The organism is Ruegeria sp. AM1 (genome assembly GCF_056540745.1).
In genome coordinates, this window is the sequence record NZ_JBQFXH010000001.1 from 91,653 (window position 1) to 108,255 (window position 16,603).

Annotated in this window: 15 protein-coding genes; 12 read left to right on the plus strand and 3 right to left on the minus strand. The window is 59.0% G+C overall.

From position 1 onward, the window contains the following. Positions 1-104: 104 nt before the first annotated feature. Positions 105-995 carry an SMP-30/gluconolactonase/LRE family protein gene (locus ACR0I7_RS00450; RefSeq protein WP_480507325.1) on the minus strand — a complete coding sequence of 297 codons (891 nt, stop codon included), beginning with the start codon at positions 993-995 and terminating at the stop codon, positions 105-107. Between the two features lie 108 nt (positions 996-1,103). Here ACR0I7_RS00450 and ACR0I7_RS00455 point away from each other — a divergent pair, with 108 nt between their 5' ends. From ACR0I7_RS00455 to ACR0I7_RS00495, 9 genes are all read left to right on the plus strand, one after another. Then, a complete protein-coding gene (locus tag ACR0I7_RS00455) occupies positions 1,104-1,817 on the plus strand; it encodes a FadR/GntR family transcriptional regulator (RefSeq protein ID WP_480507327.1) in 714 nt (237 codons plus the stop codon). 8 nt (positions 1,818-1,825) lie between these two features. Continuing rightward, positions 1,826-3,034 (plus strand): mandelate racemase/muconate lactonizing enzyme family protein, encoded by a 1,209-nt coding sequence (locus ACR0I7_RS00460; RefSeq protein WP_480507329.1) that lies wholly within the window; start codon positions 1,826-1,828, stop codon positions 3,032-3,034. 35 nt (positions 3,035-3,069) lie between these two features. Further along, complete coding sequence (locus tag ACR0I7_RS00465) at positions 3,070-4,047, plus strand: substrate-binding domain-containing protein (protein WP_480507331.1); 978 nt, start codon at positions 3,070-3,072, stop codon at positions 4,045-4,047. Between the two features lie 73 nt (positions 4,048-4,120). Beyond that, positions 4,121-5,098, plus strand: coding sequence for an ABC transporter permease (locus ACR0I7_RS00470; protein WP_480507333.1), 978 nt, complete (start codon positions 4,121-4,123; stop codon positions 5,096-5,098). 3 nt (positions 5,099-5,101) lie between these two features. After that, on the plus strand, positions 5,102-5,833 hold the full coding sequence (locus ACR0I7_RS00475; RefSeq protein WP_480507335.1) for an ATP-binding cassette domain-containing protein: 732 nt from the start codon (positions 5,102-5,104) through the stop codon (positions 5,831-5,833). 9 nt (positions 5,834-5,842) lie between these two features. Next, a complete protein-coding gene (locus ACR0I7_RS00480; RefSeq protein ID WP_480507336.1) occupies positions 5,843-6,586 on the plus strand; it encodes an SDR family oxidoreductase in 744 nt (247 codons plus the stop codon). Then, positions 6,583-7,446 (plus strand): aldose 1-epimerase, encoded by an 864-nt coding sequence (locus ACR0I7_RS00485; protein ID WP_480507338.1) that lies wholly within the window; start codon positions 6,583-6,585, stop codon positions 7,444-7,446. Before ACR0I7_RS00480 ends, ACR0I7_RS00485 begins: the two co-directional genes overlap by 4 nt. After that, positions 7,443-8,579 carry a fumarylacetoacetate hydrolase family protein gene (locus ACR0I7_RS00490; protein WP_480507340.1) on the plus strand — a complete coding sequence of 379 codons (1,137 nt, stop codon included), beginning with the start codon at positions 7,443-7,445 and terminating at the stop codon, positions 8,577-8,579. Before ACR0I7_RS00485 ends, ACR0I7_RS00490 begins: the two co-directional genes overlap by 4 nt. Positions 8,580-8,588: 9 nt before the next feature. After that, complete coding sequence (locus ACR0I7_RS00495) at positions 8,589-10,094, plus strand: aldehyde dehydrogenase (NADP(+)) (protein ID WP_480507342.1); 1,506 nt, start codon at positions 8,589-8,591, stop codon at positions 10,092-10,094. A gap of 19 nt (positions 10,095-10,113) precedes the next feature. Here the strand turns inward: ACR0I7_RS00495 and ACR0I7_RS00500 are convergent, their stop codons facing one another. Further along, a complete protein-coding gene (locus ACR0I7_RS00500; RefSeq protein WP_480507344.1) occupies positions 10,114-10,656 on the minus strand; it encodes a GNAT family N-acetyltransferase in 543 nt (180 codons plus the stop codon). 64 nt (positions 10,657-10,720) lie between these two features. Beyond that, positions 10,721-11,689: a homocysteine S-methyltransferase family protein gene (locus ACR0I7_RS00505; RefSeq protein WP_480507346.1), complete on the minus strand. Its 969-nt coding sequence runs from the start codon at positions 11,687-11,689 to the stop codon at positions 10,721-10,723. Between the two features lie 116 nt (positions 11,690-11,805). Between ACR0I7_RS00505 and ACR0I7_RS00510 the strand changes: the two genes are divergently transcribed. The 3 genes from ACR0I7_RS00510 to ACR0I7_RS00520 all read left to right on the plus strand — a co-directional run bounded on the left by ACR0I7_RS00510 (position 11,806) and on the right by ACR0I7_RS00520 (position 16,569). Next, on the plus strand, positions 11,806-13,389 hold the full coding sequence (locus tag ACR0I7_RS00510; protein ID WP_480507348.1) for a winged helix-turn-helix domain-containing tetratricopeptide repeat protein: 1,584 nt from the start codon (positions 11,806-11,808) through the stop codon (positions 13,387-13,389). 126 nt (positions 13,390-13,515) lie between these two features. Then, complete coding sequence (locus ACR0I7_RS00515) at positions 13,516-15,183, plus strand: extracellular solute-binding protein (RefSeq protein WP_480507350.1); 1,668 nt, start codon at positions 13,516-13,518, stop codon at positions 15,181-15,183. A gap of 192 nt (positions 15,184-15,375) precedes the next feature. Continuing rightward, on the plus strand, positions 15,376-16,569 hold the full coding sequence (locus ACR0I7_RS00520; protein ID WP_480507352.1) for a phytanoyl-CoA dioxygenase family protein: 1,194 nt from the start codon (positions 15,376-15,378) through the stop codon (positions 16,567-16,569). Positions 16,570-16,603: the final 34 nt, after the last annotated feature.

Here is a 16,603-nt window from a genome sequence, read left to right on the forward strand (position 1 = left end):
GATAGTTCAGTCGTATTTGTCAAATATTTGTAAAAGAAAATTACAAATACTTTGGCGCAGTGGGGTGCGATCTGGCGGCTTCAGGTCGGTAGAAAGTGAAGAAGTTACCCAAACTTGTGGCTTGGGCGGCCCCGGGTGCCGGTGCGCAGGGCGAACAGGCCTCCTTCGTGCGGATTGGCTGTGATGTGCTCGGGGCTCATCGTGAACCGGGCAGAGGTGACATAGAGCGTGTCCATATCCCGGCCACCGAACGCGCAACTTGTCGGCCACGAGCACGGCAGCTCATGAACGCCGCGCATTTCACCGGTGGTGGAAAACTGCACCACACAGCTGCCGCCCGCGACCCTGCAATTCCAGATGTCACCATTGGTATCCATTGCCGAGCCATCGGGCACACCACGTTCAAAGCCTGATAAGATGGTTCGGCGGTCGACAAAATGCCCAGCCGTGCCTTCAAGCCGATACATGTATATCTCATTCTTCAGGCTGTCTGCGGTCACGACGTGGCCATCGTCGGTCCAGGCGAGCGTGTTCGTGATGCCAAACGAGTCATCGCAGACACGGGTGACGGTTCCATCTGCCTCGCAGCGATACCACTGTCCGCTGTGCCGCGTTATGTCGACGGGGCTGCCATCCGGGGCGATGTTGTTTTGCATTGTTCCGACCCAAAATGCCCCGTCTGGACCAACCCCCCCTTCGTTCAGACGGTTGTCCAGTTTGTCGGGTTCGATGTCTGCAAGCGGGTGAAACTGGTCGTCAAAGTTCCACAGGCAAATGGATTTTGTGAACGCGACCACGGCGCCCCCGTCTTTGCGCAATCCGATAGAGGTGACGAAATCGGAGGTTTCCCAGCTGCGGTGATGGCCGGTTTCGGGGGCATATGAGTGGATGGTTTTCCCAACGATATCAACCCACAAGAGCCTTTGTTGAGCCTCATCCCACAGCAAGCTTTCGCCAACTGTATTTGCGGCAGGAAAGATCATTTCAGCACTCATGCGTGAACTCCGTAATGAAATATGTTGACAGCAGAAATACCTCAACCTTACAAACAATACAAGAAAACCTGTCAGACAGGTTTGAATGTTTAGACAGCAGGATGTGCGATGCAGGACGTTGGTGATAAGTCTGGTTCCACGAATCTCGTAAGCACCACCATTGGTGTGATCACGCATCATATTCGGGAAAACGACCTGGGCCCTGGGGACCGGCTGCCCAGTGAAAGCAGCCTTGCCAAAGAGCTGCGCGTGTCGCGCTCTGTCGTGCGCGAGGCGTTCCGTTCGCTGGCCGCGATGCGGCTGATCAATCTAAGCGCGGGGAAAAGGGCAACGGTCGCGCAGCTGGATCATGGTGCAATGTCGCTGATGATTGAACACGGCGTTCTGACCGAACAGATCAGCGTTCAGCAGATTTACGATGTCCGCCGGACAATCGAGACGCGCACCGTGACGCTTGCCAGTTTGCGCCGCACCGAAGCCGAGGTTCAGGTCATACGCGGGCTGGCGGATGAGATGATGACGTATATCGATGACTCAGAGCGTGTCATGGAAAGCGATCTTGCGTTTCATCTGGCGATTGCACAGGCGTCAAAGAATCCGGTTTTTGCGATGATCGTCGGCGCTTTTCAAGGGGTGTCACGCCAGAGTTGGCCGATTGGTTGGCGTAGCCGCTCGCGGAGGGAGCAGCGGGTCGCCAGCGTGCAGACCCATATCGATATCGCGGACGCTATTGCTGCGGGCGATCCGCAGCAGGCGTCTGACCTGATGCGGGCCCATTTTGACGACAGCACCAAGGTGTTGCTGGATGCTGGCCTGATCTGAGGTGAACGATGAAAATCACGAAGCTGGAAACCATACGGATTGCGGATCGCCCCAACCTTATCTGGCTGCAGGTTCACACAGATGAGGGCGTGACCGGGCTGGGAGAAACGTTTTTCGGAGCGCAGGCCGTTGAGGCCTATATTCACGAGACAGTCGCGCCAATGGTCGTCGGACGCAACCCACTGGAAATAGACAAGCTTTCGGCGGATTTGGTGGGCTATCTGGGTTATCGTTCGACTGGGGTCGAGATGCGGGGCAATTCGGCTTTCGACATTGCCCTGTGGGATATATTCGGAAAGGTGACTCAGCAACCGATTGCGCAATTGCTGGGGGGCTTTACGCGTCAGGATATCCGTACCTACAACACCTGCGCCGGCACGGAATACATCAAGCAGGACACCGGGCAGAACACCGCCAACTATGCGCTGAAGGATGGCGATGTTGAGGGGTATGACGACCTGAACGCCTTTATGAACTGCGCAGATGAGCTCGCCATATCTCTTCTGGAAGAAGACATCACGGCGATGAAAATCTGGCCGTTCGACCTTGCGGCGGAAAAGACCCGTGGCCGGTATATCGAGACATCTGACCTCAAAACTGCACTGCAGCCTTTTGACAAAATCCGCGCAGCGGTGGGCGACAAGATGGACATCATGGTGGAATTTCATCTGATGTGGCAACTGCTGCCAGCCATCGAAATCGCCCGCGCACTGGAGCCCTATGACACATTCTGGCACGAAGATCCGATCAAGATGGACAGCCTGTCCAGCCTCACGCGATATGCCCAGGCCTCACGCGCGCCCATCGCGGCATCCGAGACGCTTGGGTCGCGATGGGCGTTTCGGGACCTGATCGAGACGGGGGTTGCGGGGGTTTTCAACCTTGATATCAGCTGGTGCGGAGGCCTGTCTGAGGCGCGTAAGATCGCGTCGATGGCCGAGGCCTGGCACCTTCCGATTGCACCGCACGACTGTACCGGGCCGGTGGTCCTGTGCGCCTCGACCCATCTGTCGCTGAACGCACCCAATGCGTTGATACAGGAAAGCGTACGCGCGTTTTACAAAACCTGGTACCGCGACCTAGTTACGGCGCTGCCTGAGGTGCGCAAGGGTCGGATCACCGTCCCGCCTGGTCCCGGTCTGGGTATGGAACTGCATCCCGATCTTGACCGTGCTTTCACGACATTCCGCAGAAGGTCAGATGCGGCAAGCATCTAGCGAGAATCAGACACTTTTTTGGGAGGAGAAGTAAGATGAAGAAACTGCTTAGAACGGTTGCGGCGCCTGCGCTGCTGATGGTGGCAGGCGCTGCCGCACAAGCCGATGGGCTGAACATCGTATTCACACATCATTCCTCGGCGTCCAATACGTTCTGGCAGGCCGTCAAAAAGGGATTTGATGATGCCTGCGAAAAGATCGACGCGAATTGTCAGATGATCTTTACCCAGACCGAAGGGTCTATCGAACAGCAGGCCGCCAATATGGAGGCGGCGCTGGCGCGCAACCCGGACGCGTTGCTGACTTCGATTGTAGATGACCGGGCGCTTGATGATGTCATCGCGCGTGCGGTCGGCAACGATGTCACCGTGATTGCCGTGAACGTGGATGACAGCGAAGGGGCCGATGGTAGCGCGCGCGCTGCGTTTGTGGGGCAGGGGTTCCGCCCGGCGGGCTATTCGTTGGGCAAAGCCATGTCCGAGCATTTCCCGGCCGAAGGACCTATCAACGTGCTGGTCGGCATCTCGGCTCCGGGCCAGAACTGGTCCGAGGCACGCGGTGGCGGTGTTCTGGATTTCATGGCGGATTACAAAGCCGCCAACCCGGACCGTGATGTCAGCTTTGAACGTATCGACAGTGGCACCGATCTGGCGGTGACGGCGGACCGTGTCGGGGCCTATTTGAACGCCAATCCTGACACCACGGCCTATTTCGATACGGGGTTCTGGCACGCGGCGGTTGCGCGGGTTCTGAAGGATCGCGGGATTGAGCCCGGAGAGGTCCTGTTGGGCGGTTTCGACCTTGTGCCCGAGGCGGTACAACAGATGCAGGCCGGATATATTCAGGCTCAGGTCGATCAACAGCCGTATATGCAGGGGTTCATCCCGGTGATGCAGGTCTATCTTGCCGACAAGATCGGTCTGGCTCCGGCTGACGTCGATACCGGGCAAGGGATCGTTACGCCTGCTCAGGCTGATGCGATCATGGAGCTTTCTGCGCAGGGCTTGCGGTAACTGATGTGAAAGAACTGGCCCGCCGGTGCGATACGGCCGGCAGGCCTTTCGTTCAGAAAAGGATCGGCGATCAATGAAGCGCCTGCTTAAAATATATATGGAAAAACCCGAGTTAGCCGCCCTGGTACTGCTAATCCTCTTGATTGTGGTTTTCCAGGTTCAGTCTGACGGCGTTTTTCTGAGCGCCAACAACCTGCGCGGCATCCTGGGTATCCTGCCCGAGATCGGCTTGATGGTTATCGGTGTGACCGTTCTGATGATCTGTGGAGAATTCGACCTGTCGGTTGGATCGGTCTTTGCCCTAACCCCTATGGTTATGGCTGTTCTCGTGGCCGATGGCACCCCGTTTTGGCTTGCCTTTCTGGTCGGTCTGGGGGCTGGCGCAGTGATCGGGTTTATCAATGGCTATGTGACGATCCACTACAACATCCCCAGCTTTATCGCGACCCTGGGCATGTTGTTCATCGCGCGGTCGCTGACCATCGTCATCTCGGGCGGCTTCCCGCCGCTGTTGCCCAACGACCTTCCCAACTGGTTGTTCACCGTCTTTGTCGGTCCGGGTGACCTGTTTCGGATGTCGTTTATCTGGTTTGTCCTGATTGCTGTGGCGGCCTCGTTGATGATGAGCCGCACCAATTTCGGGAACTGGATTCGGGCGACCGGCGGGTTCCTTCCGGCGGCACAGGCGATGGGTATCCCCACCGCACGTGTGAAAATTGCCTGCTTCATGCTCTGTTCGATGCTGGCCGGGTTTGCCGGGATGATTCAGGTGCTGCGCCTGGGATCCCCTCTGCCGTCCATTGGCGAAGGGTGGGAGTTGCAGGCAGTAGCCGCTGCCGTGATCGGCGGGACCGCCCTGTCAGGCGGCATCGGCGCGGTGGCTGGGGGCGTGATCGGGGCCATCCTGATCCGCGTGATCGACAACGGGCTGGTCCTGAGTCAGGTGGATGCAAACTGGTTCAAGTTCGCCATCGGTTTTCTGACCATCTTTGCCGTTGTCGCAAATTCGTGGCTGGGCAAACGCGCCAAGGCCATCAAGCTGGAGACCTGAGCGATGACGCAACCCATCATATCGGTGCGCAACCTGCACAAATGGTATTCCGGCGTACATGCGCTCAAAGGCGTCTCTCTGGATTTTGCCCCGAACGAGGCGGTCGGGCTGATCGGGGATAACGGCGCGGGGAAATCAACGCTCATAAATATCTTGTCGGGCGCACAGCAGGCCAGCGAGGGCGAAATCTCGATCGAGGGAGCGCCAGCCAGGATCGCCAACCCGCGTGATGCAATGGATCTGGGGATCGAGACGATCTACCAGTATAACTCGATGGTCCCGACCATGAGTATTTCGCGAAACCTGTTTATCGGCCGCGAACCTCTCAGGTTCTCGCTGTTCGGGCTTGGGATTATGGATCGCAGGAAGATGGCCGAAGAAAGCGTTCGGGCCATTGCGGATGTCGACTTGCACCTGCGCTCGCCCGATGCGCTTGTGGGCGAGTTGTCGGGTGGCCAACGTCAGGGTGTCGCGATTGCGCGGGCGATGCACTTTAAGTCCAAGGTCATGATCCTTGATGAGCCGACCAACCATCTGGCGGTGAAGGAAACCAACAAGGTGATCGATTTTGTCCGCTCGTTGAAAGAGCTGAACATCACCGGGATCTTCATCAGCCACAACATTCACCACGTGTTCGAATGCTGCGACCGGATCGTTGCGATGGCGCGGGGCGAGGTTGTTTTGGACAAAAGAACTGAAGACACCAACATGGACGAAATCATGGATGTATTGTGAGGCTGCACGATGACTGCTCTTAAAGGAAAAACAGCCCTTCTGACCGGCGGCCTTGGGACGCTGGGCCGCGCTCAGGCGCAGAAATTGTCTGCAGAAGGCGCAGAAGTGATCATTCTGGATCGCCCTGATAGCGAGGACGGTGATGCGCGTGCGCAGGCGCTTGGGGACGGGGTCAGTTTCTTTGGCTGCGATCTGAACGATCTTGCCGGAGCCGAGGCGGCGGTCAAAGGTCTGACGGGTCGCTTCGGCGGGTTTGATATTCTGATTAACAACGCAGCGCTGATTATCAATCGGCCGCACGAAGAGTTCTCGCTTCAGGAATATGAGGATCAGATCCGGGTGAACTCCTCGGCCGCGTTTGTGCTGACCAAGACCTGTGCCATCGGAATGAAAGAACGTGGCTATGGCAAGGTGGTCAACTTCACCTCGGTTACCCTGACCGGGCAATGGGATGGCTATGTGCCCTATATCGCCTCAAAGGGCGCGATGCTGGGCCTGACCAAATCCATGGCGCGCGAGCTTGGGCCGCATGGGATCAACGTGAATTCCGTCGCCCCCGGCGCGATTGTTTCAGAGGCCGAAGAACGGGTGTTTGGCGACAAGCTGCAGGAATACAATGACTGGGTCCTTGATCGGCAGTGCCTGAAAAACCGCATCCAGCCGGAACATGTGGCGGATCTGGTGAATTTTCTGGTTTCGCCCGCGTCGGACATGATTACCGGTCAGAACTATGCGATTGATGGCGGATGGTGACGCTTACAGATCTTCGGGCGGGCCCTGCCCATGTGGCCCTCGCGCCTGAGCTGGGGGGCGGGCTGGCCCGGCTGGAGGTTGCCGGGCGGCCTGTTCTGCGCGCTTGGAACGGGGATGAGACTGACCTGTTTTCTTTGGCCAGCAATATTCTGGTGCCGTTTTCCAACCGCCTGTCCGGTGGCGGGTTCGACTGGGCGGGCTGGTATCACTCGGTCGAAATCAACCTTGCCGGTGAAGCATTCCCTATCCATGGCGATGGTTTTCAGAAGCCTTGGAGTATTCAGCAGGATGGCCCCGCGGCCAGAATGGAACTGCCCGAGGGAAAAATTGGACCCTGGCGTTATCATGCCGCGCAAGAATTTCGGTTGTCTGAAACCCAACTTGAAATCGATTTGACGGTCACAAACACCGGGGCCGATGCGTTACCCTTCGGGCTGGGGTTCCACCCCTGGTTCCCCCGAAGCACCGCGACGCGCCTGTCCTTTGACGCCGTGCAGGTCTGGCTGGCCGACGCAGAATTCCTGCCGACCGAAGCGATAGGTGTTGCCGGGTCTCCCGTTTGGGATTTCAGCAGCCCGCGGCCGCTGCCCGATGGCTGGATCAACAATGCGTTTTCAGGGTGGGCGCAGCACGCAACAATCACGCAGAGCGCAGAGGCTGTGTCTTGCCAGATTGCGGCGACTGGCGATCTGACGACCGCCCTTGTGTATTCACCCGATGCAAATGCTGACTTCTTTTGCTTCGAACCTGTATCTCATCCGGTGGACGCGTTTCACCTGCCCGGAACACCCGGTCTGAAAGAACTGGCGCCGCATCAGTCGATGCGGGCCGGAATGACAATTTCCTGGAGTATCGAATGACTGCTTTACCTCTTGGCGGCACATGGGTGGGCCGCGTTTGGCAGCCTGAGGTCTCAGGGCCTCTGGTAGTGACCTGCCGCGATGGCCGGATCATTGATATCACGTCAAGAGATGCCCCCATGGTGCGCGACATTTGCGAAATGGCCGAACCCGTCACCTATGTCACAACCGCCAGAGGCAGAGATATCGGTTCCCATACAGAGATCGCGGCCCGGTCATGCGACCCGGATGCCGTTCATTTTCTGGCCCCATGTGATCTGCAGGCGGTGAAGGCCTGCGGCGTGACTTTCGCGGGGTCGATGATCGAACGGGTGATCGAGGAACAAGCCGCCGGAGACCCGGATCAGGCGCAGGAAATTCGCGCGCGCATCGGTGTGCGTATCGGGGCGAGCCTCAGCGACATCGTGCCCGGCTCTGAAGAGGCCGCGCGCGTGAAGGCCGCTCTGATCGAAGAAAACCTCTGGAGCCAGTATCTTGAAGTGGGCATCGGCCCGGATGCCGAGATTTTCTCGAAGGCGCAGGTTCTGTCATCGGTTGGAACAGGCGCGGATGTCGGGCTGCATCCGGCATCCAGCTGGAACAACCCCGAGCCTGAGATTGTCCTGGCGGTCTCTTCCGAGGGCCGGATCGTGGGGGCGACATTGGGGAACGATGTGAACCTGCGCGATATCGAGGGCCGCTCGGCGCTGCTGTTGTCCAAAGCAAAGGACAACAACGCGTCATCGGCCATAGGCCCTATGATCCGGCTGTTCGACAGCAGCTTTGGGATTGATGATGTTCGACAGGCTGAGTTGACGCTCAGGATCGAAGGGCAGGACGGTTTTGTGCTTGAGGGGCATTCTTCGATGAAGGAAATCAGCCGGGACCCCGAAGACCTTGTTGCGCAGGCGATTGGGCGGCATCACCAGTATCCTGACGGGCTGATGCTGTATCTGGGTACGCTGTTCGCGCCGACGCAGGACCGCGACACACCCGGCGGGGGCTTTACCCACAAGCTGGGCGACAAAGTGACGATTGCCGCAGATGCGCTTGGGTCGCTGGTCAATCATGTCAAACTGTCAACCGAATGCCCGCCCTGGGAATTCGGCGCCAGCCAATTGATGCGCAACCTGTCGCATCGCAACCTTATCTAAGGAATACATATGCTGAAGGGCACGCATCTTATTGCCGGTGCATGGGTGGCCGGGGAAACGACTTTCGCCAATGAACCCGTCTCAGGCCCGGCGGATCATTTTGCCACCGGCACCCCAGAGCTTGTCGCGCGCGCCTGTGAAGCGGCTGAAGAGGCATTCTGGAGCTTCGGATATTCCAGCCGCGCAACGCGTGCCGCTCTTTTGCGTTCGATTGCGGAAGAGATTGATGCGCGGGGCGATGCCATCACCGCGATGGGTCAGAAAGAAACCGGCCTGCCCAAAGCGCGCCTGACCGGTGAACGCGGTCGGACAACCGGTCAACTCAGGCTCTTTGCCGAGCATATCGAAACAGGTGACTATCTGGATCGCCGGCACGATGCCGCGTTACCGGATCGTCAGCCGCTGCCACGCCCCGACCTGCGCATGATGCAACGTCCCATCGGGCCTGTTGCGGTTTTCGGTGCGTCAAACTTTCCGCTGGCCTTTTCGACAGCAGGCGGTGACACGGCGGCGGCGCTGGCTGCGGGTTGCCCGGTTGTCGTCAAAGGGCATGACGCGCATCCGGGGGTCAGCGATCTGGTGGCGCAGGCAATAGACGCTGCCATAAAGCGTCATGATCTGCATCCGGGCGTGTTCTCACAGATTCAAGGCGGAGATCTGGCGGTGGGCCGGTCTCTGGTGACGCACCCGCTCATCCGGGCGGTTGGGTTTACCGGCTCACTCAGAGGCGGGCGCGCCCTTTTCGATCTATGCGCCGCGCGCCCTGATCCGATCCCGTTTTTCGGTGAGCTCGGCTCGATCAATCCGATGTTTATTCTGGATGCGGCCCTGACCACCCGCGGGGCAGACATTGCCGCTGGCTGGGCCGGGTCTCTGACACTGGGCGCAGGTCAGTTCTGTACCAATCCGGGTGTTGTCGTCATGACCGATGGACCCGCTACGCAGAGCTTTATCGCATCAGCAGCCAAGGCGTTGGAAAAGAGCGGGCCGCAGACCATGTTGACCTCGGGCATAGCCAGTGCATTTGATGCCGGCAGGACGCGGCAGGCGCAAACGAGCAGCCTGCGCAGCGTCGTGAATGTGACCTGTGGTGCGCGGCAGGCTGCCCCTTGTATGGGCGTCACAACAGCGGTCGAGTGGATGGCGGATGCCGCATTGGGCGAAGAGGTGTTTGGCCCATCGGGCATTATCATAATCGCTCGGGACTTTTCTGAAGTGGTTGCGGTTGCACGATCATTGCCAGGGCAGCTGACCTGCAGTCTCCATATGGAAGTGGGCGACGCCGAAGAGGCGCGTGCCCTGATACCCGTGCTTGAACGCAAGGCGGGCCGTGTGCTGGCCAATGGCTATCCGACCGGTGTTGAGGTGGCGGACACCATGGTGCATGGCGGGCCCTATCCGGCCTCAACCAATTTTGGTGCGACGTCGGTTGGCACGATGGCGATACGCAGATTCCTGCGGCCGGTCTGCTATCAGAACATCCCGCCCGATCTGCTGCCGCAGGATCTGAGATAGCCAAGCGCGCCGAACCGGATCAGACTGCGGCAGCTTCGTGGTTCGGCATATGCCGTGGGCTGGTGCTGTTATCCGTCAGCCGGGCCATCGTCAGCGCGTCGGCAAATCCGCCGGGCCGCCGGGCATACCGTCTCAGCGTGCCTTCGACCTCAAATCCAAAGGCTTTGTACAAGGTGATGGCCCTTTCATTGTCCGACCAAACCAGCAACCCGGTGCGGTCCAGTTGCAGCCAGTTGTCCGCCAGATCCAGCAACGCGTTCATCAGAGCCTTGCCAATGCCGTTTCCATGAAACTCGCTGCGCACGGCGATCAGGTCGATCTCGCCCACATGATTGTGGCGTGGCACGTCGGGAAAAGTGCGCATCTGACAATAGGCAACAACGCAGCCGTCAACTTCGGCAACCAGCCGGTACATGCCCGGCACCACCGCCGTGCGTTCGGCGACCAGGGCTTCGGCCGTATAAGGAAGCCGCATGGTGCCCAGCATAACAGCGGGATCGGACAGAATTGCCACCACTGCCTTTGTATCGGTCGGATCGACCGGACGAATGAATATGTTCATTTGGAAGTCCCTTCCTGAAAAGCTGATCCGGGTGAGGGGCCCGGATCATTGGGCCCGGCAGCCGCTATTGCGCGGCGACGTTGTGGGTATGCGCACAGACCCGCCCCATTGCGTCCACGTGACGATGATCCGTGCCGCAACATCCGCCCAGTACACGCAGATTTGGCAGCAATTGCATGAGCCTGCGATAATCTTCGCCCAGCTCAGCCGGGTTGCCGTCATCCAGAACCTCGCTTTCGTCCAGTTCCGCATGTGACATCCTTGAGGCGTTGGCACGGACACCGCCAATACGGCTAAGCCAGTCGCCGCCCGCATGCAGCACATGTTCGAAATGTTCGGGATGCGCGCAATTAACCATGTAGTAGCTTGGAAAGCCGCCGGTGCGCTGGTCGATTTCGCCAATGGCCTCGCCCAGCGGCTGACCGGTTGCAAGCGCGCCGTCGGTTTCGACCGTAAAGGCGATGACCGAGGGCACAGATTGCGACTTGCAGGCCTGAACGATGCCCATCGCCTCGGGCGCGTTGTTCATCGTGATTGCCGTGATGATGTCGGTACCGGCGGTGGCCATCGCCGCGATCTGCGGCATGTGATAGTCCCGCGCCTGTTCTGCGGTCATCAACTCTCCGGGCACGTACCCGTCGCCCCTTGGGCCGACACAGCCGCTGATCACCAGAGGGGACACGGTGCTGTTATGGCGATTGCGCAGAGTGCGCATCAGGTAGATTGCATCTGCGTTGATTTTGTCCAGATCGCGGGCGCTGTACCCGAGTTTTTGCCCCCAATCCGGGCTGGAACGCCATGTCGGGCTTTCCAGTACAAAACCCAGCCCATGGGTCCGGGCAACATCGATGTGCTTTTCAAAATAGCGCGTCAGAACGGCGCGGCCTTCTTCGTTTTCGAGCAGCACAAATGACGCGAAAAGGGGCAGGTCGATCTCGTCATGAAAAATGAGCGTGGTTTCGATGCCGCCATCGGTCAAAAAGAACTTGTCGCAGGATAGTGGCAGGTCCGTTGTGTGGGTCTGTTCGGACATTTTTGTCTCCTTCGCTGTCTGTCAATCCGACTGCACTAGGACGGATTGCTTTGCGCCGCTGGGAGAGAAGAGGGAGATTTCTGGGATATTGCAGGGTTTCTCAATCCCACTATGCTTTGAAGACCGATTTTGACCTCTGGGCTGTTGCCGTGAATTTCGTGTTTGAACCCTTCAACCTGAACAGCGCCCGCCGCGAGCTGTTGTGCGACGGGCGGCAGGTTCATCTGCAGCCTCAGGTCTTCGATCTGTTGTACCTGTTGGTTGTGAACGCCCACCGGGTCGTCAGCCGCGATGAAATTGTCGAAAAGGTCTGGAAAGGACGTGTCGTCTCCGATGATGCGATCAGCAGCCGGATACGCGATCTCAGGCGCGCTTTGAAAGATACCGGTCAGGCGCCGAACCTTATCCATACCGTTCGTGGCCATGGGTTTCGTTTTGTCGGAGATGCGGCTTTGCGCGCAGATGCGTCATCGGACAATCCTCAGAATGCACTGCAGGGCGGGCCGGTCAGCGCCGCCCGTCCTTCGATTGCCGTGTTGCCGTTCCAGCGCAATGGCGACATGGACCGGTTCGAAGCCATCGAAGAGGCGATCCCGCGCGAACTGATCATGACGCTGGCCAGCCTGCGGTGGATCAAGGTGGTATCGCACGGCTCGGCCTTCAGATTTCGCGGCAATCATGTTGACCTCAAGCAGGTCAGTGAACTGTTGAACGCGCGGTATTGTCTGACCGGAGTGGTCGAACTGACCGGGACCCAGATCACGATTGATACCGAGCTGTCCGACACGACCAGCGCTGAGGTCATCTGGGCGCTGCGCAAAACCGCAAAGATTGATGATATCCAGGCCTTGCGGGCGGAAATCGCGGCGAATGTCATCATGGTCGCAGAGCTTGAAATCCCAAGGCATGAGGCAGCCTCTCTCGGTCGGTTCGAGACGGAAAACCTGGACGCATGGGCGGCCATGCATCTTGGGTTCAACTACATGAACCAGTTCAGCCGCGACGGGAACGAAATGGCAGAACGGATGCTCAGCCGGGCCATGGCGTTGGACCCGCAGCTGGCGCGTGCCAGTGCAGGTATGGCTTTTGTCCGGTTTCAGAATGCGTTCATGCGGTACACGCCGGATATTGCGGCTGAGGCGGAAAAGGCACGACGGTTTGCCGAGCAGAGCCTGTCGCTGCAGCCCCGCGACCCTTTTGCGAATTTCATGATGGGACGATGCCATTGGCTCGATCACGATCCCGAAGGCAGTAAGCAGTGGTTTTCGCAGTCAGTCAACGCCTGTCCCAACTATACGTGGGGCTATTATGGTGCCAGTTGGGCAGGCGTGTTTACCGATGATTTTGAGAACGCGATGGAGGCTGCCGATAAGGCCATCGACCTGAGCCCCATTGATCCCTTCCGGCCGGGCATGACCGGCAACAAGATGTGGGTCTATATTGCGCGGAACGACTATGCCTCTGCCGTGAAATGGGCCGAGATCGCGGCGCGAACCCCTTGGTCGCATGCGGGGATGGCCTTTTTTACGGCGATGGCGCATCGGCTCGACGGGAATGTCGACAAGGCGAGCTGGTGGGTGAACGAGGCCCGCCGCCGAAATCCCGAGCTGAGGCAAGAGCATCTTTTGGCGCTTGTCCCGGCCTCCAGCACGCAGTTCAGAAATATGCTTGCCGAGGCCACCGCGGCGCTGGGCATTTGAGTGACCCGAAAACCAGCGCCCCGGACGGTTCAGGTCACGTATCCCGCGTCTGGCGAAGTTCGCCGAAGCTGCTAAAATTCGGGTGCCCATGCCGATCTTTTTGCAAAAACCATCAGAGCCGCGCGGATGACAAAGCAAGAATTGCTTGAGACGATCACGCTGTTGGACAGGATGCGCGACCTGAGACATCTCTGGTTTGACGGGGCCACTGCTGATCCGGTGATGGAAATGTCTCTGTTTCTTATGAAACGGCATCTGACCGGGCGCATCACCACGCCGACCAGCCTGGCGCAGGCGGCGCGCGTGCCTTACACCACGGCGACCCGGCGGATCAGCGAAATGCAGGAGCAGGGCCTTCTGGATTTGCGGCCGCGCACCAAAACCGGGCGTTCGTTTTCAGTGCATCCCAGCCCCAAGCTGATTTCGAAAATGACGTCCTTTCTGGTCTCAACCCGGTCTGCCATTGCCGAGGCCAAGGCCGGTCGGAAACGCACGACGGACAAGAGCAGGCAGCGGGATTTGATCGATGCGCCGTCGATCGCACGAAGCACTCTGGGCTTTGAGGGCGGGTTGGATATTCTGGTTCTGGACGATCCGGCCTACGCGCTGGGCAAGCCTTTGCGGCGCGAGTTGAGCTATCTGATGGGCGGGCAGGTCCGGTTTGTCGAAACCTCGATTGACCGGTTGCGGCAAGACGTTCTGGAAAATTCGGCCAGAGCAACGTCCAGATACGATGTCGTGGCTGTCGATATGCCTATGATCGGCGAGTTTGCGATGCGGCGCGTCCTGACGCCGCTGGATGATATCGCGGCCGACAGCGATGTGAACAGCGCCGATTTTGTTTCTGCAGCGTGGCGTGGCGCGATGATCGGCGAAAAACACTATGCCATTCCCATTCTGATCAACCCACAGCTGCTGTTTTATCGGCGCGACTTATTTACCGGGCTGCAGGTGCCCCCACCAACCACGACCGAACAGGTTCTGGCCGGGGCGCGGGCGCTGCACAATTCGGCGGCGGGCCAATATGGCGTGTCCTGGACGGGCGCACGTGGCGCACCTGTCGGTCAGGCGTTCATGCAGTTCCTCGCAGATTTCGGCCAGCCGGTGTTTGCGCTTGAGCGTTCGATTGGCGGGTACAAGGCCAACCTCTCGGACCAGCAGGCGCGCAAACCGCTGATTGATACCGAGCGCGGCCATGCAACGGCTCGTTTCATGCTCGATCTGCTGGACGTTTCTGCGCCCGAGACGCTGCAGCTGGGATGGGAGGGGCAGGTGAACCTGCTGCGCGATGGGCGTGTGGCCATGGCTTATGAATGGGCCTGCCGTGCGGCGCAGCTCAGCGGGTTTGCCGCAGCGCGTGAACTTGGCTTTCTGCCGCATCCAACGGGGCCATTCCCGGGGGAGCAGGTCGTGCGCGCCAATGTTGCGCCGATTGGCGGTTTTGCGTTTGGTATCCCATCCAACATCGCGCCAGCAAATTTGATGAAGGCCTGGAATGCCATCGAATGGCTGGCATCGCCCGAAGTGATAAAGCTGTTGGCGCAGCACGGCGGGTATGTCACGCCACGCATCAGCGTGGCGGCAGATCCGGACGTGCAGCAATTGTCTCCGATGATCGCGGCGGTTGACCGGATGGCCAAGCGCGGTCAGATTCGCCTGTGGCCCCGCCCGCCCGCCGCGACCTATTCGAGCGTCGTGTCGATCCTGGGCGAGGAAATTCATGACATGCTGTTGGGCAAGCAGTCCATCGCCGAGGCGCTGAGCCGGGCGCAGGAACGGGCTGACGCGATCTGAATGACACCTAAAATGTTCAAAATGAATTTATTCGCGCTTGAGTAAAGATGCCTCCCCGTGTCGACTTTAGCTGAAACAAGGTGGTTCACACACAGGGAGGCGTGTTGATGACCAGTTCAGACACCCCTGCCATGCCGGATGGAACAGCCTGCTGCGCCGATATCTCAACAATGCCTGACAAGGGGTGACGCCATGAAAGACCTCGACCTTCTCAAGGATGCAGGGTGGAACGCTGATGTTCCCCCAAACGGATTGATCAACCGGCCCAAAACGATCGAGAACAACGACAACCCTAATGGTCTGTCCTCGGCCAGTGCAGAGATCGAGATCGAAACCACACCTGAGCATATGAATCTTGTGTCGGGGGATCCGACCTGTGCGACCTGGACCCGTGCCTATGACGACCCCGGCGTTGTCGGCTTGCGGGAACATCTGCGCCAGAACAACGGCATCAAGGGGCTGGAACTGGTCGCGCCAAGCGACGTCAAACGAGCTGCCGAATTGTTCCATCGCGATGGGTTTGTCGCTGTGCGCGACGTGTTGACCCCCGAGCATCTTGAGCGGATGCGCACCGCCGCCCATCAAGCGGTCGCCGAGTTGATGGAAGATGACCGGGATTGTTCTGCCGGAGGCGGGGCAGGGGGGCTGCCGCACCGCTATTCCTTTGGGGGTGGCTCGGCGTCACGGCATATGTTGCACAAAGAAGAATGGTGTGAGTTGATTGATCTGCCGACCACCACTCCGATCCTGACCGAAATCTTTGGCTCGCCGGACTATGTGGTTGGCGGGGCCGGGGGGGATATCGCGATGCCGGGTGCCATCGAATATCAGGGGCTGCATTCGGACAACATGTGGTCGGAACTGCCGGACCCCTATGGCAATGTCACGATGCGCGATCTGCCGGTGCCTGTCCTGACAATCAACTTTCCAATGATTGATCTGACCTTCGAAAACGGTCCGATCCGTCAGATACCGGGCACCCAGCGGTCGCGCGCGCCGATCCCCAATCTGGCAGATGAGCCCGAATGGATGAAGCTGTCGACTGTTTGCCCGGCCCCTGCAGGAACAGCTGTGTTTCGCGATATTCGCGCCTGGCATGGCGGGACGCCGAACCTGTCTCGTGATGTGCGGGCGATGCCGAATGTCGAGTATTATGCGCCCTGGTTTCGCAGCGAAGGCATCATGCGCTGTATGCCCTACGCGCGCTGGGAAAAGCTCTCGCCCCATGCGCAGCGCATTTCGCGCTTTGTGGTGTGCGACAAGGGCGAAGAGGTCGTGGGCGCAGGCTATATGGACCCGCGCCGCAAAAAACGCGAGGCGTTCAAGCAAAAGCAACTGGACGCGATGGGTGAGAAAGCTGCCCGCGCGTATCTGGCGCGCTTGTGACCCGTCATCGGGCTTTGACCAATAGAAAGGCAAA

Coding starts and splice junctions, on each gene's coding strand:
- ACR0I7_RS00490 (WP_480507340.1), top strand. CDS start 7,443: ATGACTGCTTTACCTCTTGGCGGCACATGGGTGGGCCGCGTTTGGCAG.
- ACR0I7_RS00520 (WP_480507352.1), top strand. CDS start 15,376: ATGAAAGACCTCGACCTTCTCAAGGATGCAGGGTGGAACGCTGATGTT.
- ACR0I7_RS00515 (WP_480507350.1), top strand. CDS start 13,516: ATGACAAAGCAAGAATTGCTTGAGACGATCACGCTGTTGGACAGGATG.
- ACR0I7_RS00470 (WP_480507333.1), top strand. CDS start 4,121: ATGAAGCGCCTGCTTAAAATATATATGGAAAAACCCGAGTTAGCCGCC.
- ACR0I7_RS00465 (WP_480507331.1), top strand. CDS start 3,070: ATGAAGAAACTGCTTAGAACGGTTGCGGCGCCTGCGCTGCTGATGGTG.
- ACR0I7_RS00460 (WP_480507329.1), top strand. CDS start 1,826: ATGAAAATCACGAAGCTGGAAACCATACGGATTGCGGATCGCCCCAAC.
- ACR0I7_RS00505 (WP_480507346.1), bottom strand. CDS start 11,689: ATGTCCGAACAGACCCACACAACGGACCTGCCACTATCCTGCGACAAG.
- ACR0I7_RS00500 (WP_480507344.1), bottom strand. CDS start 10,656: ATGAACATATTCATTCGTCCGGTCGATCCGACCGATACAAAGGCAGTG.
- ACR0I7_RS00450 (WP_480507325.1), bottom strand. CDS start 995: ATGAGTGCTGAAATGATCTTTCCTGCCGCAAATACAGTTGGCGAAAGC.
- ACR0I7_RS00475 (WP_480507335.1), top strand. CDS start 5,102: ATGACGCAACCCATCATATCGGTGCGCAACCTGCACAAATGGTATTCC.
- ACR0I7_RS00480 (WP_480507336.1), top strand. CDS start 5,843: ATGACTGCTCTTAAAGGAAAAACAGCCCTTCTGACCGGCGGCCTTGGG.
- ACR0I7_RS00455 (WP_480507327.1), top strand. CDS start 1,104: ATGCAGGACGTTGGTGATAAGTCTGGTTCCACGAATCTCGTAAGCACC.
- ACR0I7_RS00495 (WP_480507342.1), top strand. CDS start 8,589: ATGCTGAAGGGCACGCATCTTATTGCCGGTGCATGGGTGGCCGGGGAA.